This window comes from Natronomonas pharaonis DSM 2160 (assembly GCF_000026045.1).
GTDB lineage: Archaea > Halobacteriota > Halobacteria > Halobacteriales > Haloarculaceae > Natronomonas > Natronomonas pharaonis.
In genome coordinates this window covers 193581-208608 of record NC_007426.1, presented here as the reverse complement: position 1 = coordinate 208608, position 15028 = coordinate 193581, and the positions used below count along the sequence as shown (strand labels likewise).

Genomic DNA, 15028 nt, shown 5'->3' with positions numbered 1-15028 from the left:
GTATGCACCTCTCCGAGGCGACGTGGACCGATATTCGTGATGCGACGACGGACCTCGCGGTGCTGCCGGTCGGTAGCACTGAACAACACGGCCCGCACGCGCCGCTGGGCGTCGACTGGTTGACAGCCGAGGCCATCGCCGAGGCGGGCGTTGACCGCTATGCCGACACCCACGGCGAGAAGCCGCTTGTCGGGCCGACGATACCGGTTGGGGTCGCCGAAGAGCACCGCGATTTCGACGGCACCCTGTGGGTCAGCCCCGATACGTTCCGGTCCTACGTCGGCGAAACGGTCGCCAGCCTCGCCAGCCACGGCTTCGAGCGGGTCGTCATCGTCAACGGCCACGGCGGAAACGTTGATGCTCTCAATGAAGTGTGTGCGCGACTCACACGCGACGGCGACGCCTACGCGGTCCAATACACGTGGTTCGACGCTGTTGATTTTGCGTCGCTCGGCCACGGCGGGCCGGCAGAGACGGCGGTGATGCGGCATCTCCATCCCGAGCTGGTCCGCGAAGACCGGACCGATACCGCCGCCGAGGGGGCCGCCGACTCGTGGGGCGAGTGGGTAAGCGGAACGAACCTCGCGGTCGACTCGTCGTCGTTCACCGAAAGCGGGGCCGTCGGCGACCCTCGCGAGGGCGACGCCGACCTCGGCGAGGAACTGTTTGAAAAAGCGGCGGCGGCGCTCGTAGAACTGCTGGACGCTGTCGAGCGGCGCTCGCTCGCTTAGTCGTCGCTGTCGTCGAGTGCGCTCCGCAGTTCGGGTATCGTTGCAGTGAGGTCGCTGACCTGTTCGTGGGCTGTCTCGATGTCTTCGAGCAGCGCTTCGAGGGCAGCGATGTCCGTTTCGAGGTCGTCGGCGTCCTCGAAGGCGTCGGCCTTTCGGCCCATGGTGAACCATTTCTTGGCGTCCCGGAGGTGGGTTTCGGCCTCGCCCGTGTCGAGGCTCTCTTTGAGGCCATTGAGCACGCCGAGGGTGTTGCCCGCGTCCGTCGTCCAGATGTCCGCTGCGGCCGGCAGCTCCTCGCGAGCGGCGTCGAGGCTCGCTTCGACATCCTCGCGCATCTCGGTGGCCGCCTCGTCGAACAGGTCGTCGTCGTCGAGTGTTGCCTGGCTCATACCCTCTCTTTCGACCCCACCGGGGTTAAAAACACGGCACAAATCGGAAGTGAAACGCCTACGCCTCGTCGGCCGACGACTCCCCGTTTCGGACGGCCTGCCGACGCTCGGCTGCATAGTCGAGGTCCCCGTCGACGTACCCGAGCACGAACAGCGCGTAATACCGGAGGTACATCTGCACGATTGCATACACCGCGATGACGGCAACAGTCATTAGTGCCCCGCCGCCGACCGCGAGGACAGTAACCGAGAGCATCGGTGCGACCATCGCGAGCAGTAGCCCCGGAATTGCCACAACAACGAACGTGACGATGGCGGCGACGACGACCATCAGTCCGCCAATGTACGCAAACACCGTTGCGGCGACGGCGTAGGCGAGAAACTCGGTCAGCGACCCCGTAAGCGTCGGCCAGAACCGACGCCATGCGCCGAGGACGCCACGGTCGGAAAGCGCCATCGTCGGGACAACGAAGGCCGTCGTGAGCGCGCCGACGACGCCCACGAGCGTCCCGGTGGCCAGCAGCCACAGCCAGTAGTCGCTGACAGCCAGCACGTACGCAATCGGCTGGGCGCCGTCGCCGACAGCACTGACGACGAGCCATCCAATGGTGGCGACGGGAACAGCCTGCAGCACCAGCCGAAACACCGCCAGCCCGAGCGCCTGGCGCCATCGCTGCCGCGTCTCCTCGGCGATGGCAGCCTCGCCGTCGCGGAGCCACCGGATGAAGGGAAACTCGAGGAACGCGCCCGCGATGACAAACAGCGCCCACACCGCGGCTAGGGCGGCGACTGCGGCGATAGCCGCTTCGCCGGTGGCGACGGCCAGCAACTCGTTGAGTTGGTCGGAGCTCTCTTCGGGAATGTCTGGATTGCTGCCAACTGAAAGCCCGATTCCGGGGCTGGCGACAGCGGTGGCGACGATGCCAACCCAGACCCACTCGCGGAGTCCCTGCGGTCTGTAACGCAACGTCGCCGTGAGGGCGTCGTCGATCGCCTCGAGCGCGTGGAGGGCCATACCGTCGCGTGTGCCCGGCCCGGACAAAACGGTATGGATTCAGCGACCGTTAGCCGTCGACGTCGTCGACCTGCATTCGCGGATAGTCGCCGTCCATCGCCATCGAAGCGGCAACCGTACAGCCGTCGTACTCGATTATGAGTTCTACTTCCATGTATTCGCCCGTTAGCTCCGTGTAGTCGGCGGATTGCTCGGCGAGCGTTTTCCGAAGCTTCTCATCGAGAATGTCGACGGTGACGGCGGTACAGAACGGCTGATTCTCGATGGCGTCTTCCATCGCCGCCGCGAGGCTGTCGCTGCTTTCGGGCGCGACAGGCGTGCCGGCGAACTGGTGATAGAGCGTCCCAAACTTGATGCCGGCTTCGAAACACGCCTCCTGTGGCGTCGTCGGCTTCATACTCACCCGTCGGCGGCCGCGGCCAAAGTGGTTCGGTCTCGGAACACGTATACGCGCGACGGACCTCAATCAAGTATGGAGTACGAAGCTAGCCTCGACCGGGCACTCGCCGACGTTCCCGACATCGCCTCGTCGGGCGAGCGGCTGTCCGTCCCCGACGCTGCCGCCCAGACCGACGGTGCGTTCACGCGGTTTACCAACCTTTCAGCCGTCGCCGACGCGCTCAACCGCGACGCCGACCACATCCACCGGTTCGTCCAGCAGACGCTTGCGACCTCGGGGAAACTCTCCGAAGGTGTCGGCCGATACAACGGTGACTTCGACGACCGAGACTTCGAAGCGGCTGTCGATGACTACGCCGACGAGTACGTCCGCTGCAGCGAGTGTGGGCTGCCGGATACGCGACTCGTCCAGGAAGACCAGACGCTGATGCTCCGCTGTGACGCGTGCGGTGCCTTCCGACCGGTGTCGAAAAACACCGGGTCGTCGTCGACGCAGACACAGGACGACGACGTGGAGGCTGGCAACACCTACACGGTCAAGGTGACAGACACCGGCCGGAAAGGCGACGGTGTCGCCCACCGTGGTGACTACACGATTTTCGTTCCGGGCGCGAGCGAAGGCGATGTCGTTGATGTCTACATCGAGAACACCAGCGGGACACTGGCGTTCTCGCGGATCGCCTGAACTTCACGGGCTATCCTTGGCTGTTGTTCACATCTCTTTACTTGACGCTTGTCCACCGATAAGCGGATAGTACGGAACCAATAGCACGAACGTTTCTCGAAAACACCTCCGATGGTGGTGCGTCGGGTCATAACACGCCGGATTTATAATCATGGACAATCCATTCAGACACGATATGGGACAGACGCTCACCGAGAAGATTCTCGATGACCACCTCGTCGAAGGGGAACTCGAGACGGGGGAAGAGATCGGTATCGAAATCGACCAGGTACTGACACAGGACACGACGGGAACGCTCGTGTGGCTGCAGTTCGAGGCGCTCGGTCTGGACGAGGTCCAGACGGAACTCGCCGCACAGTACTGTGACCACCAGACCTACCAGTTCGACTTTAAGAACACGGACGACCACCGCTTCCTCCGCAGCGCAGCGGGGACGTTCGGTGCCTACTACAGCCGTCCCGGCAACGGCATTTGTCACAACGTCCACAAGGAGAACTTCGCCGCGCCCGGCAAGACGCTCCTCGGCTCCGACAGCCACACGCCGACCCCCGGCGGGCTCGGTCAGCTGGCTATCGGGTCCGGTGGCCTCGACGTCGCCGTCGCGATGGGTGGCGGCGCCTACTACATCGAGATGCCCGAGGTCGTCAACGTTCGACTCGAAGGCGAGCTCCCCGAGTGGGCGACAGCCAAGGACGTCATCCTTGAGCTGCTCCGCCGACTCTCCGTCAAGGGCGGCGTCGGCAAGGTCCTCGAATACACCGGCCCCGGTGTCGAGAGCCTGACCGTCCCCGAGCGGACGACCATCACGAACATGGGTACGGAGCTCGGTGCGACCTCCTCCATCTTCCCGACCGACGAAAAGACCAAGGACTGGCTCTCCCGTGTCAGCCGAGAGGACGAATACGTCGAACTCTCGCCCGACGAGGACGCCGAGTACGACGACCAGATCACGGTCGACCTCTCGGAACTCGAGCCGCTCATCGCCGAGCCGTCGATGCCCGACAACGTCGTGCCCGTCCGCGAGGTCGCCGGCACCGACGTCGAGCAGGTTATGATCGGCTCCTGTACGAACGGTGCCTACGAGGACATCCTGCCGGCCGCGAAGATGGTCAAAGGCCAGACTGTCGACAAGAAGACGGAGATGATTGTCGCACCCGGCTCCAAGCAGGCTTCCGAGATGCTCGCCCGTGAGGGCTGGACGGCCGAGATGATGGCCGCCGGTGTCAACTTCTCCGAGGCGACGTGTGGTGCCTGTATCGGCATCGGTCACGTCCCGGCCTCCGATTCGGTCTCGCTGCGGACGTTCAACCGCAACTTCGAGGGCCGCTCCGGCATCGAAGACGACAACGTCTACCTCTGTTCGCCGGAGGTCGCCACCGCCGCCGCCATCGAAGGCGAAATCGTCGACCCCCGCGACCTCGACGATGTCGAGGCCCCCGGCCTCGAGATGGGCGACAAGTACGGCGAAGGCATGGGCAAAGACGACCCGGACATCATCGCTCCCGACGAAGCCGTCGACGACGGCCTCGTCAAAGGCCCCAACATCGGCGACGTGCCGCTGAAGGACGAACTCGACGCGGAACTCGAAGGCCCGGCCCTCCTGAAGATGGAGGACAACATCACGACCGACCACATCATCCCTGCCACGCAGGACATCCTGATGTACCGGTCGAACATCCCGAAGCTCTCCGAGTTCACGCTCTCGCGTGTCGATGAGGACTTCGCCCAGCGCGCTCTCGACAGCGACGGCGGCTTCCTCGTCGCCGGCGAGAACTACGGGCAGGGCTCCTCGCGCGAGCACGCGGCGCTGTGTCCGATGTATCTCGGCGTCGAAGGTGTGCTGGCACAGAGCTTCGCCCGTATCCACCGCGCGAACCTCTTCAACTTCGGGCTGATTCCGCTCGAAATCGACGAGGAGGACTACGAGAACATCGAGCAGGGCGACGACATCGAAATCGTCGACGACGTCGCCGAGGCCGTCCGCTCCGGTCAAGAAGAGTTCACGGTTCGTGTCAACGACGACTGGGAACTCACCGCCGAGCTGAACGCCTCCGAGCGCGAGCGCCAAATCCTCGCCGACGGCGGCAAGCTCTCGCACACGAAGAAGAAAGCCGAAGACGGCAGCGGCGCCGCGCCCGCTGACGACTAACGGCACCGACGACACCTTCTGTTTTTTCTTGCGGTACAGCCGGTAGCCGCCGCTCTATCCGATACGTAGCCACACCAGCGTCTACCCAGTATCTGACTAACGATGAGCGAAAGCGGGAGACGACCGGACGACCGCCCTGTGGGGGAGACAGCGAGCAGAGAGTGGGCGGTCGCTCCGGGCGTGTGAAAGCGGGGTGGGGGTGGGGATGCACCCAAATGGGTGCACCTAAAACTCATAGCCCGCGGCACATCAATCTTCCGGGACCGGCCTTCGGTACGGGGGTTGCCGTCCCCCGGGCGGTAAACATATGCCCCCCTCGGCACAACGTCGGGTGTGCGTCCGGTCGACAGTCCCTCCGAGGTCCACATCCGGCAGGCGAGCCGTGCCGACCTCCTTGACGTGCTCTGCATCGAGGAAGCCTCCTTCGAGCAGCCGTGGCCCTACGGTGCCTTCGAGCGGTTTCTCGGCACACCGGGGTTTCTCGTCGCCGGCGACGGCGAGGTCGTCGGTTACGTGGTTGCTGACACCGTTGACCGCCACGGCGCAACCGTTGGTCACATCAAGGACCTCGCGGTCGCGCCGTCCCACCGTGGCCGCGGCATCGGTCGCCGACTGCTCTCACGGGCGATTTCGACGCTGTCTGTCGCTGGTGCTGCCCGCGTCAAACTGGAAGTGCGTGCTGGAAACAACGCGGCAAAATCACTCTATCGCTCGGTCGGGTTCGAGCGTCACCATACGATACCGGGCTACTACGCCGACGGCGAGGACGCCGAGGTCATGGTCCTTTCGCTCCCCTAGCGGAGCCGCCAGAGCAACGACCGAAGCTTGTATCCGAATGTCCCGTTCCGGTAGCCGCGCCAGCCGCCCATTCCGCCCGCGAGCGTTTCGGCCTCACGGCCGGCGTCACGGAGCAGTTCGGTGGCTCGCTTGGCGACGATACCCTGCTTGCAGACGACGACTACCTCCCCGTCGGGAACCTCGTCGAGCCGGTCCCGGAGCGATCCCTCGTTCCCGCTCCGGAGGTCGTCGTAGACCGGTACGTTGTGGCTTCCCTCGATGGCGCTCTGCTGATACGCTTCCCGTGGGCGGATGTCGAGTATCACTGGGGGGTCGCTGCTTTCGAGCCGACGTTGAAGCTCCGGCGGCCGGATTGCGTCCATGCCTCCCCCGTTCGATTCGCGTCCACTAACCGCTATCGCTACGGCGTAACGCCGAAAGCTTTCGGGTCATACCGGAACACGTCACGAATCGCCTCCCATACCTCCTGTTCCTTGAGCCGATATCTGGCCAGTTCAGGATTCCCGACCAGCTCGGCTTCAATCAGCCGAAATCGGTCGGAAGCGTACAGTTTGTCCCATGCGAGCGTTCGCTTTTCCTCTTCGGGGTTGGCGGACGGCTTGAAGACAGGCTCGCCTTTCTGAATGTGTGTCACCGTTCCGAACTGATATCGGACCCAAACCTCGTATTCGTCGAACGGCACGGTTTCGGTTGGAGGTCCCTTTCGCCGATACTGTATCCGGTACCGCTGGTCGTCGTCGTCGCCGCCCCAGAGGTGCCCGCGCGCTACAACCCGACGCTCGCCCGCGGCGCTAACGACGGTGTCGTAGGAGATGGCCGCGTCGGTGTACTCCCGTGACCGGTACTGCTCTGCGACTGACTCGCCCGACAGCCGCACCCGCTCGCGCCGCCGGTACGGTGTGTTCGCTTCGACGGCCCGCTGGTATACGCTCCGGGTTGCCGGGTCGGCATCACTGCCAGCGTCGCTTTTTCCTGCCCACGCCGAGCGTTTACTGTCCTGTGGGTTTATCCAAGCCATGCTGTATAATAACGTACGATATACCGTGAGTTAGCTCTTATCACCATATGATGGCGGACCGACGGATGACCGAAGCGTGTCGGAACTGTCGGGAATGAAGCAAAATGAGGAGAGTGACAACACGGGGGGTCGCGGACGCAGTCGTTTTGGCGCTGGAACCCCAGTTGTCGGCATGGGATACGTCTGTCCGGTTTGTTCTGACCCGCAGGCCGACGCCAGCCACCTCGCCAACCACCTCGCGTTCACCGCCATGCTCGGCGACGACGACCACGAGGCGTGGCTCGATGACAACGTCCCCAACTGGTCGTCGATGGGCGAAAGCGAACTCGCATCGGTGATAGAAGACGGCGCCGAAAGCGCGGCGTTCCCACAGGTGTTTGAGGATACCGCCGGCGCGCTCGGTGAAAACGAAGAGCCCGCCGAGGAGCGGTCCGGAGCGCTCTTCGACGACGAGCACGACCACGGCCACAGCCACGGACACGACCACGACCACGACCACGACAGCGCTTCTCCGACGCCGACTGTCGACACCAGCGGCCAACTCGATGCGGAAGCCGCCGAGATTCTTGAGGAGGCACGCGAGATGACCAAGGAACTACTCGACGACGACGAAAACGCGTAACAGCCCGGCCACCCTATCTGTGGGTATGGACGAACAACAGACGCGGGGCTTTCTGCAGCCGGAGACGTGGGCCGACGCCGAGGCCCGTTATGAGGCGCTGGGACCGACGGCACAGACGATGGTCCGCGAGGTCGCTCGGGCGATGTCCTTCGACCGCGAGGAGTACGACGAACGTGTGACACCCGCGGTCGTCGAAACCGCCCGACAGACGCTCTTTGCCGAACAGCTCACGGTCCGCGTTGCCGACAGAGAGACGTTCAATGTGTGGCGCGAGGAATCGACCTACGATGTCCGCCGTGCCGGCAGCGACAACGTCGACCGCGTCGCGTGGCACGTCTCGCCGGCCGCCGAGGCCGCCACGGCGGCCACGTTCCAGAATGAGCCGGATGCGGCGGTCGGCACCGTCCGGCGGATGGCCTTTAACCGTCTCTACCGTGACCGTCTCACGGGGGACGAACAGTGACAGACGACTACAGCCCCGCCGACCACGACTGGACCGTCATCGAATCCGAGACCGAGTACGAGACCGGCTGGTACACCGGCGGTTACGACCTCGTCGAACTGCCCGACGGCCGCACGAAACGCTACTATTGGGCGGAACTCCCGCCAGCAACGGTCATCGTTGCCGTGCTTGATGACCCCGCTGCCCTCGGGTTCGACTCCGAGGAGCGGTCTGTGGTGATGGTCGAACAGTTCCGACCGACTATCCGCAAGCTCTGTCGGGAACTCCCCGCCGGAATCGTCGAGTCGGGCGAGGATTTCGCCGAGGCCGGCCGCAGGGAACTCGAAGAGGAGGCCGGACTCGTGGCCGATTCGGTCGACCTCCTGTCGTCGTTTTGGTGTTCGACCGGCGTGCTCCGCCATTCTCGCGGCATTGTCTATGCTGACGACCTCTCTGTCGGTGAGCGACGGCTCGACGGCAACGAGTTCCTCGATGTCATGACCGTTCCCGTCGAAGCGGCTCTCGATGTCGCCCGCGGGCCGCCGGCGAACGATGCGACGATTGAGGGGCTGTTGCTCGCCGACGAGGCCGACCTGCTGTGATTTTAAGCCCTCGGTGCCCTACAGGACGGTATGGACGGCGAAATCAGCGCCGAAACGCTTCAGGAGCTGCTTGATTCGGACACCGACCTCAGAATCGTCGACATCCGCTCGCCCGCCCAGTTCGGCCGGGGCCATATTCCCGGCAGCGATAACATCCCGTTCCAAGAGCTAACGACGCACATCGAGCAGGTCGCCGACGCCGACCGGGTGGTGACCGTCTGCCCACACGGCCAAGCGAGCCAGCAGGCCGCACGGCTCATCGCCTCCTTCGAGGGGTTCGACGGCCGCGTTGATTCGCTGGAACCCGGTATTGAGGGGTGGCCCTATGACCTCGAAACCGACGAGGGTTCAGAAACGGAGGCGTCCGACGCGCCGTTCTGAGAAGCCAGCGGCTCGCCAGTAGGTCTGAAAAAACCGTGGCGCTCGACGCGCGGTATTAGAGTGCGGTCATGCGACGTTGAACCCCTTCTCCCGAAGGAAGTCCTCGACCCGCCCGAGGTGGTTGCCCTGTAGCTCGATGGAGCCGTCTTCGACGGTACCACCGCAGGCGAATTTCGATTTCAGGTCCGACGACAGCGAGTCCAAATCGACATCCTGTGGGTCGAACCCTTCGATGACCGTTACCTCCTTACCGTATCGGCGCTCGTCGATGCGGATGTTAATCTCCTGAGACTCCTTTGCGACGTCCTCACAGACGCAGAGTTCCTCAGGGAGCCCGCACGTCGAGCAGACTTCCGACATTACAGTTCGGGGTTACACAACGGCCATATTAAACACTATCGGGTGCCCACACCGCGTTCGGCGGTCGCCGGCTGCGGCTCCGACAGAGCTTCATCGGACGGTAAAGACTGGCTCGGAGAGGTTCTCGCTTTTACATTCCGGACACCGCGACGGGCGATTGATGAGGTCGTCGAAGTCCTCGAAGCCACAACTGCGGCAGGCCGGTGGTGCCACGAGTAGCTCTTCGTCGGCGGACTCCAGCGAACGCGCAATATGCTCGACGTGCGAGAGCGCCTCCTCGACTGTCACGCCGAACTCCGCGGCCAGCGCTCCAGCCTCGGCCTCTTCTTTCCGAAGGTGTGCCCGAATCTTTTCTCTCGTTGTTCGGTCGTCCGTGCTCATACTCACTCCACTCCGTTTGTCAACTGTGTGTGTGCACCGATGAGCGCCCCGGCGAGGTCGATACCCTCCAGATGCGTCCCCTCATCGATTATCGTCTCGTGTATCTCACACCCTTCGACGACGGCGTCCTCGAAGACGACCGAGCGGTCAAGCGTCGCATCGGCGATTTCCGCACCGGCCATCACCTGCACGTTTTCCCCGATTGTCGAGCGCTCGACGGTGGCCGACTCCGCGATAACGCTGTCGCCGCCAAGCGTCCACGCTACTGCTTCGAGATACGACTCCGGCGTCCCGATGTCGAACCACGGCTCGTCGAAGACGAACGCCGACACCGGTTCTTGGTTCTGGAGCCACTGGATGAACCATCCCGGTTCGTCGGGGTTGTTCCCGCCGGAGAGATACTCCTCGAAGCGAATCGACTCTTGGGGGAATGCATAACATGCGATGGAGACGAGCGTGCTGTTCGGCTCCGCTGGCTTTTCCTGAAAATCGACAACCCGGTCGCCGTCGAGTTCGACGAGCCCGTATGATTTGGCTTTCTCACGGTCGCCGACGTCGTATGCGGCCAGCACCGCTGTCTCCTTCTGTTGGAAGTAGTCGATAAACTCCGAGAGGTCGAATCCGATGAGGTTGTCGCCCGCAACGACCAAGAGGTCGTCGTCGATACCCTCGCGTTCGACCAACTGCCCGAGTGCCCCGACAACGCCGAACTTCTCGGCTTCCTCGGTGGTTTCTTCGACCGACACCACCGGCTTCTCGAAGGACTGGTCGGCCAGATGCTGCTCGAAGGCGTCCGCAAAGCGTTCGTTCGTCGAGACGTACACCTCCTCGATTCGCTCGTCTGCCTCCAGCGCGCTGAAAATCCGGTCGATGACGGTCGTCTCGCCGACCGGGAGCAGCATCTTCGGCCGATGTTTCGTTATCGGCCACAGACGCGTCGCGTACCCGCCGGCGAGGACGACTGCCTTCATACAGTATTCGACCCGAGCCGCGGGTAAGTGCTTTTTCCTCTCCCTGCCCGCGGATTTATATTCGATGACGGAACCACCGACGGTGTGCTCTGATAGACTGCGGCGGTCCGCCGAGGCGGGAGTACGGCGTCCGGGCCGCCGGTATCGCGTGCCGTCTGCTCGCTACGCTGCCAGCCACGCGTCGGTAATCTGTAGTGACCCGCGAAGCCCGTCAAACGTCGTCTCGTACTCCAATTCGATGCGTCGGTCCATGTGTGGGGCGTCCGTCACGAGCGTTTCGAACTCGCCCCCCTCGCCGAGCACGTGGACGCCATACTCGTCGTTGAGCCGCTCCAGCTCCGCGAGCGCCTCTGCGTCGAGTGTCCGGCCAAGCCACGACTCGTCGAGTCCGCGGGCCGACACGCTGACGATGGTTATTTCGAAGCCGGCGGCAAACATCGCTTCGGCCAGTTCTCGGGGGTTCTGCTGCCACAGCGGCGCGAAAAGCTCCGCGTCGAGTCGGTCACAGAGCCCTTCGAGCCGGTCGGTCTGATAGCTGCTTTCGACGGCCCCGGCTGTCACGCCGTCGATGCCGCCCAGTTCGTCGGCGAGTGCCGAAAGTTCGGCTTCGAGTGGCTCGAGCTCCCGGTCGCCCCGCTGGCTGGAGTCCTCCGCCGCTGTCGCCCCATCGTCGAAATCGTCGGGGCGGACATTCACAAGCGGTATCCCAATGCTTTCGGCTGCCAGCGAGGCAAGCTCCGTCGCAGGGACGTGGTACATGAACGAATCCCCCTCAGGGTGGACCGTTACCAGCCGCTCTACCGGCTTGCCGTCCTCGAGCGCGCGGTAGAGCGCCCACGACGAGTCCTTTCCTCCTGAAAAGAGGCTCACCCACGGCTTCATACACGGACGTTCTCCCCAACGGGCAAATGGCCGTCGGTTCGTTCAGCCGCGCTCGCCCGCGTCGTTCATTTGTGACGTGAACACAACGCCGAGCAGGCTGACAACCACGCCGGCGACGATGTATATGGCGAGCCGTCCCCAGATAGAGACGGCGAACCCCTCGACTGCAACGGGTCCGGCTTCGAACGACGGAACGACGAACGGCTCGAAGACCCCGGCTCGCTCCAGCAGATAGCCGCTGAACCCACGGACGACAAGTCCGATGGCGACGACGCCGAACGGGAGATTCATCAGCGCCGTCGAAACCGGCTGCTCGGCCAGCAATTCGTCGATGAGCCGGCCAGTCGCCGCCGCCAGCGCTGCCGCGGCCAGCCATGGCACGCTGTCGAAGAGAAACCGAACCGCGACAAGCAGCTCGCTTTCGGCGCTCATGCCTGCAGCGTTGATGCCGCCAGCGAAGACGCCGATGAGTGCCAACCCGGCTCCGACAACGTAGGTGACGAGCGATACCTGTCCCGAGTAGAACGCCGTCCGCGCCCGCGACGGCAGCGTCGAGACGAGGTCGTCGATACCGAGGCCCTTATAGAGAAGAAATAGCCCGATGACGGCAGCAATCGACGCCATCGCCACCGCGACGCTGTCGGCGAGCAACAGCAGGAGCGGAAACGCGAGCATCCCTGCGCCGATAGGTACGAGCACCGTTCCGCGGAGCTCCTCGTCACCGAGGAACTGTTTTAGGAGGTAGTAGGTCGACTGAATGTCGTGGGACTGCCGGACAATGACGCGGTCGACGGCGTCGACCTGCACTCGGCTTTCAATGATGGGGACCAGCCGTTCGTCGTTCGCCGAGTCGGTGACGACGATTGCTGACGAGGGGTCGTGTGCATCGACGAGCTCGTCGACCTGCTCGGCGACGGCGCGGTCGCTGTTTACCCCCTCACCGCCCCCGGAAACGACGGCGACGATAGCGGTCTCTCCCGAATCGCGGAGGTCCCGTCCGACCCGGAGTGCCTCCAGCAGGCAGTTAACACGGCTGTCCTCCGGGTCGTCGATTCCGATTTCGGTGACCAGCCCCCGAATGGTCTCCCAGCCAACGACCGGGGTCTCGTGGTCGATGCCGCCGTCCCGGTCGACACAGACGACCAGCGTACTCACGTGTCGTCGTTCCGCTCCGGTAGAGAAAAAGGTTCAGCCTCCCGTCCGTCGTCGAACCGCAACCGGCGGGATTTATGAGACCGCTCCCGTAGGTACGGGTATGGAAACCGCTAACTCGACGGACAAGGGTGTCGGCTTCTCGATGCTATTCGGCGTCATCGCCGTCCTCGGCGCGGTCGGGCTCGCCGTCTTCGGAGTTACGGGCGACCAGTTGGCCGCCGGCTGGTCCTTCGCGGTCGCGGTCGCCGCTGGCGGCCTCTCCGTCGCCGCGTACCACCTGTACAGCTAGAAGGGACGCCCTTAAGCCGCTCGCGGCCCAATACGGCAGTATGAGCGAACTGAGCGAGGAAGACGAGCGCATCCTCGCCCACCTCAGAGAGCGCGCCAAAGGTGGTGACCGCTACTTCCGTGCCAAGCATATCGCCGACGCCATCGACCTCACTGCCAAGCAGGTCGGTGCCCGGCTGCCACGGCTCGCAGAACAGTCTGAGGACGTCGACATCGAGAAGTGGTCACGCGCTCGCTCGACGACGTGGCGAGTTACCCCTGAGTGACGCCGAAAAGGCCGGCCTTTTACTCGCGCTCTCCAATGTAGCTGTATGACTGTACGCGTCGAGCGCGTCTTCGACATTCCGGTGCCACCGGAGGGGGTTTGGTCGGTCATCGCCGACCCGAAGACGCGAGCCGAGTCGATAAGCGTCGTCGAGGAGTACGAGACGACCGGCGACAGAACCGCTGTCTGGCACGTCTCGCTGCCGATTCCACGCGTTGACCGGACGATACGAATCGAGACAGAGGACATCGAGCGGGACGAACCGGAGTACGTGAAGTTCACCGGTCGCTCCAAAGCCATGTACGTACAGGGTGAACACGAACTCGAACCGACCGACGAGGGGACTCGCCTCACGAACCGTTTCGTCGTTGACGGCCGCCTCCCGGGCGTCGAGACCTACTTCAAGCGAAAGCTCGACGATGAACTGGCGAACCTCGAAGCCGTCGTCTTGGAGTCGGTCAACACCGAGGGGACGGACGACGGATGAGACTCGCGCTTGCCCAACTGGAGATAACGCCGCGAGACGTCGAAGAAAACGTTACGAGAGCCGTCGACGCGATTGCGGACGCCGCTGCCGCCGGGGCCGACTGTGTTGTGCTGCCGGAGATATTCGACGTCGGGTACTTCGCCTTCGATAGCTACGAGCGCTACGCACAGCCGCTCGACGGCGCGACTCACCAGCGGCTCCGTGAGGCAGCCGTCGAGTTCGATGTGGCCGTGCTGGCGGGGACAGTCGTTGAGGACCTCGCGGCGTCGGCCGACGCGGCACAGCCTGTGCCGGCCGAGGAGGGGCTCGCCAACACCGCTGTCCTGTTCGACAGCGACGGCGAGCGACAACTCGTCTATCGGAAGCACCATCTCTTCGGGTACGAATCCGCCGAAGCAGAGCTGCTCGTCCCCGGAGAACGGCTCCCAACGGCCAACATCTGCGGACACACCGTCGCCGTAACGACGTGTTATGACCTCCGGTTCCCGGAACTCTACCGCCAGCTCGCCGAAAAGGACGTTACGATGGTGCTTGTCCCGAGCGCGTGGCCGTACCCGCGCATCGAACACTGGAAGCTCCTGCCGCGCGCCCGCGCCGTCGAGAACCTGCTGTATGTCGGGGCCGTCAATGGCTCTGCGACGTTCGACGACGCATCGCTCGTCGGGCGGTCGACTATCTACGACCCGTGGGGAACCCCGGTCGCCGCTGCCGACGATGGGCCGACGCTCGTCGTCGCCGACTGTCCGCCTGACCGTGTCGCCGATGTTCGGTCGGAGTTCCCGGCGCTTGATGACCGCCGCGATGGCCTGCGGTGACCGGGTCGAGGAGCTTTTCGTCACCAGGCGAGGGTTTATAAGCTATCCAGTCCAACAAATGAATGCCAGAACGACGCTTTTCTCGTCGTGACGGCACACACAACGACGCCCGCACCACGCCCGTCCGCCAGTACGTCGGGTCCGCCCGGTGCCCGACGTTCCCGGTCGCCTCCTCGCCACTTCGTTTGATGCC

22 protein-coding genes are annotated in these 15028 nt (G+C 63.8%); 12 read left to right on the top strand and 10 right to left on the bottom strand.

Annotation, left to right across the window (positions count from 1 at the left end; genetic code table 11):
• Positions 1-2: 2 nt before the first annotated feature.
• Positions 3-731, top strand: coding sequence for a creatininase family protein (locus NP_RS01060; protein WP_011321936.1), 729 nt, complete (start codon positions 3-5; stop codon positions 729-731).
• Here the strand turns inward: NP_RS01060 and NP_RS01055 are convergent.
• The 3 genes from NP_RS01055 to NP_RS01045 are packed head-to-tail and all read right to left on the bottom strand — an operon-like array spanning position 728 to position 2532.
• Entirely contained in the window at positions 728-1120 is a 393-nt protein-coding gene (locus tag NP_RS01055; protein ID WP_011321935.1) for a DUF5790 family protein, read from the bottom strand. The genes NP_RS01060 and NP_RS01055 overlap by 4 nt on opposite strands.
• Positions 1121-1178: 58 nt before the next feature.
• The gene (locus NP_RS01050) at positions 1179-2135 is read right to left on the bottom strand and encodes a DUF7544 domain-containing protein (RefSeq protein WP_011321934.1); all 957 of its coding nucleotides are present in this window, start codon (positions 2133-2135) and stop codon (positions 1179-1181) included.
• A gap of 49 nt (positions 2136-2184) precedes the next feature.
• Entirely contained in the window at positions 2185-2532 is a 348-nt protein-coding gene (locus NP_RS01045) for a dihydroneopterin aldolase family protein (RefSeq protein ID WP_011321933.1), read from the bottom strand.
• Between the two features lie 75 nt (positions 2533-2607).
• Here NP_RS01045 and NP_RS01040 point away from each other — a divergent pair, with 75 nt between their 5' ends.
• The 3 genes from NP_RS01040 to rimI all read left to right on the top strand — a co-directional run bounded on the left by NP_RS01040 (position 2608) and on the right by rimI (position 6166).
• Positions 2608-3219, top strand: coding sequence for a translation initiation factor IF-2 subunit beta (locus NP_RS01040; protein ID WP_011321932.1), 612 nt, complete (start codon positions 2608-2610; stop codon positions 3217-3219).
• Positions 3220-3394: 175 nt separating this feature from the next.
• Positions 3395-5368, top strand: a complete 1974-nt coding sequence (locus NP_RS01035) for an aconitate hydratase (protein ID WP_011321931.1) — start codon at positions 3395-3397, stop codon at positions 5366-5368.
• A 333-nt stretch (positions 5369-5701) separates the two neighbouring features.
• Positions 5702-6166: a ribosomal protein S18-alanine N-acetyltransferase gene (gene rimI / locus NP_RS01030; RefSeq protein WP_011321930.1), complete on the top strand. Its 465-nt coding sequence runs from the start codon at positions 5702-5704 to the stop codon at positions 6164-6166.
• On the opposite strand, the gene NP_RS01025 is transcribed toward rimI, so the two are convergent.
• Positions 6163-6528, bottom strand: a complete 366-nt coding sequence (locus tag NP_RS01025) for a rhodanese-like domain-containing protein (protein ID WP_011321929.1) — start codon at positions 6526-6528, stop codon at positions 6163-6165. The genes rimI and NP_RS01025 overlap by 4 nt on opposite strands.
• A gap of 38 nt (positions 6529-6566) precedes the next feature.
• Positions 6567-7184, bottom strand: a complete 618-nt coding sequence (locus tag NP_RS01020; protein ID WP_011321928.1) for a hypothetical protein — start codon at positions 7182-7184, stop codon at positions 6567-6569.
• Positions 7185-7356: 172 nt separating this feature from the next.
• On the opposite strand from NP_RS01020, the gene NP_RS01015 reads away from it, so the two are divergent.
• From NP_RS01015 to NP_RS01000, 4 genes are read left to right on the top strand one after another with little or no spacing between them, the layout of a single operon-like run.
• A complete protein-coding gene (locus tag NP_RS01015; protein WP_011321927.1) occupies positions 7357-7806 on the top strand; it encodes a DUF5810 domain-containing protein in 450 nt (149 codons plus the stop codon).
• Positions 7807-7831: 25 nt separating this feature from the next.
• Complete coding sequence (locus NP_RS01010; RefSeq protein ID WP_011321926.1) at positions 7832-8269, top strand: DUF5809 family protein; 438 nt, start codon at positions 7832-7834, stop codon at positions 8267-8269.
• On the top strand, positions 8266-8850 hold the full coding sequence (locus NP_RS01005) for an NUDIX hydrolase (RefSeq protein WP_011321925.1): 585 nt from the start codon (positions 8266-8268) through the stop codon (positions 8848-8850). The genes NP_RS01010 and NP_RS01005 overlap by 4 nt, the downstream gene beginning before the upstream one ends.
• A 30-nt stretch (positions 8851-8880) precedes the next feature.
• Entirely contained in the window at positions 8881-9231 is a 351-nt protein-coding gene (locus NP_RS01000) for a rhodanese-like domain-containing protein (RefSeq protein ID WP_011321924.1), read from the top strand.
• Positions 9232-9297: 66 nt separating this feature from the next.
• On the opposite strand, the gene yciH is transcribed toward NP_RS01000, so the two are convergent.
• The 5 genes from yciH to NP_RS00975 form a co-directional block, all read right to left on the bottom strand.
• Positions 9298-9591 (bottom strand): stress response translation initiation inhibitor YciH, encoded by a 294-nt coding sequence (gene yciH, locus NP_RS00995; protein WP_011321923.1) that lies wholly within the window; start codon positions 9589-9591, stop codon positions 9298-9300.
• A gap of 90 nt (positions 9592-9681) precedes the next feature.
• Positions 9682-9972, bottom strand: coding sequence for a transcriptional regulator (locus NP_RS00990; RefSeq protein WP_011321922.1), 291 nt, complete (start codon positions 9970-9972; stop codon positions 9682-9684).
• Between the two features lie 2 nt (positions 9973-9974).
• Entirely contained in the window at positions 9975-10943 is a 969-nt protein-coding gene (locus tag NP_RS00985) for a sugar phosphate nucleotidyltransferase (RefSeq protein ID WP_011321921.1), read from the bottom strand.
• 162 nt (positions 10944-11105) lie between these two features.
• Positions 11106-11825: a diphthine--ammonia ligase gene (locus NP_RS00980; RefSeq protein WP_011321920.1), complete on the bottom strand. Its 720-nt coding sequence runs from the start codon at positions 11823-11825 to the stop codon at positions 11106-11108.
• Between the two features lie 42 nt (positions 11826-11867).
• The gene (locus NP_RS00975) at positions 11868-12980 is read right to left on the bottom strand and encodes a DUF373 family protein (protein ID WP_011321919.1); all 1113 of its coding nucleotides are present in this window, start codon (positions 12978-12980) and stop codon (positions 11868-11870) included.
• Positions 12981-13080: 100 nt separating this feature from the next.
• On the opposite strand from NP_RS00975, the gene NP_RS00970 reads away from it, so the two are divergent.
• Genes NP_RS00970 through NP_RS00955 form a run of 4 tightly spaced genes read left to right on the top strand, consistent with a single transcriptional unit; the run spans position 13081 to position 14835 of the window.
• A complete protein-coding gene (locus tag NP_RS00970; RefSeq protein ID WP_049939410.1) occupies positions 13081-13269 on the top strand; it encodes a DUF7525 family protein in 189 nt (62 codons plus the stop codon).
• A gap of 40 nt (positions 13270-13309) precedes the next feature.
• Positions 13310-13534, top strand: coding sequence for a DUF7123 family protein (locus NP_RS00965; RefSeq protein ID WP_011321918.1), 225 nt, complete (start codon positions 13310-13312; stop codon positions 13532-13534).
• Between the two features lie 45 nt (positions 13535-13579).
• On the top strand, positions 13580-14020 hold the full coding sequence (locus tag NP_RS00960; RefSeq protein ID WP_011321917.1) for an SRPBCC family protein: 441 nt from the start codon (positions 13580-13582) through the stop codon (positions 14018-14020).
• The gene (locus NP_RS00955) at positions 14017-14835 is read left to right on the top strand and encodes a nitrilase-related carbon-nitrogen hydrolase (RefSeq protein WP_011321916.1); all 819 of its coding nucleotides are present in this window, start codon (positions 14017-14019) and stop codon (positions 14833-14835) included. The genes NP_RS00960 and NP_RS00955 overlap by 4 nt, the downstream gene beginning before the upstream one ends.
• The last annotated feature ends 193 nt before the right edge of the window (positions 14836-15028 follow it).

Bases quoted from the DNA above. Each gene is read 5' to 3' on its own strand.
- NP_RS01060 (WP_011321936.1), top strand. From the start codon at position 3: ATGCACCTCTCCGAGGCGACGTGGACCGATATTCGTGATGCGACGACG.
- NP_RS01055 (WP_011321935.1), bottom strand. From the start codon at position 1,120: ATGAGCCAGGCAACACTCGACGACGACGACCTGTTCGACGAGGCGGCC.
- NP_RS01050 (WP_011321934.1), bottom strand. From the start codon at position 2,135: ATGGCCCTCCACGCGCTCGAGGCGATCGACGACGCCCTCACGGCGACG.
- NP_RS01045 (WP_011321933.1), bottom strand. From the start codon at position 2,532: ATGAAGCCGACGACGCCACAGGAGGCGTGTTTCGAAGCCGGCATCAAG.
- NP_RS01040 (WP_011321932.1), top strand. From the start codon at position 2,608: ATGGAGTACGAAGCTAGCCTCGACCGGGCACTCGCCGACGTTCCCGAC.
- NP_RS01035 (WP_011321931.1), top strand. From the start codon at position 3,395: ATGGGACAGACGCTCACCGAGAAGATTCTCGATGACCACCTCGTCGAA.
- NP_RS01025 (WP_011321929.1), bottom strand. From the start codon at position 6,528: ATGGACGCAATCCGGCCGCCGGAGCTTCAACGTCGGCTCGAAAGCAGC.
- NP_RS01020 (WP_011321928.1), bottom strand. From the start codon at position 7,184: ATGGCTTGGATAAACCCACAGGACAGTAAACGCTCGGCGTGGGCAGGA.
- NP_RS01015 (WP_011321927.1), top strand. From the start codon at position 7,357: ATGGGATACGTCTGTCCGGTTTGTTCTGACCCGCAGGCCGACGCCAGC.
- NP_RS01010 (WP_011321926.1), top strand. From the start codon at position 7,832: ATGGACGAACAACAGACGCGGGGCTTTCTGCAGCCGGAGACGTGGGCC.
- NP_RS01000 (WP_011321924.1), top strand. From the start codon at position 8,881: ATGGACGGCGAAATCAGCGCCGAAACGCTTCAGGAGCTGCTTGATTCG.
- yciH (WP_011321923.1), bottom strand. From the start codon at position 9,591: ATGTCGGAAGTCTGCTCGACGTGCGGGCTCCCTGAGGAACTCTGCGTC.
- NP_RS00990 (WP_011321922.1), bottom strand. From the start codon at position 9,972: ATGAGCACGGACGACCGAACAACGAGAGAAAAGATTCGGGCACACCTT.
- NP_RS00985 (WP_011321921.1), bottom strand. From the start codon at position 10,943: ATGAAGGCAGTCGTCCTCGCCGGCGGGTACGCGACGCGTCTGTGGCCG.
- NP_RS00980 (WP_011321920.1), bottom strand. From the start codon at position 11,825: ATGAAGCCGTGGGTGAGCCTCTTTTCAGGAGGAAAGGACTCGTCGTGG.
- NP_RS00970 (WP_049939410.1), top strand. From the start codon at position 13,081: ATGGAAACCGCTAACTCGACGGACAAGGGTGTCGGCTTCTCGATGCTA.
- NP_RS00965 (WP_011321918.1), top strand. From the start codon at position 13,310: ATGAGCGAACTGAGCGAGGAAGACGAGCGCATCCTCGCCCACCTCAGA.
- NP_RS00960 (WP_011321917.1), top strand. From the start codon at position 13,580: ATGACTGTACGCGTCGAGCGCGTCTTCGACATTCCGGTGCCACCGGAG.
- NP_RS00955 (WP_011321916.1), top strand. From the start codon at position 14,017: ATGAGACTCGCGCTTGCCCAACTGGAGATAACGCCGCGAGACGTCGAA.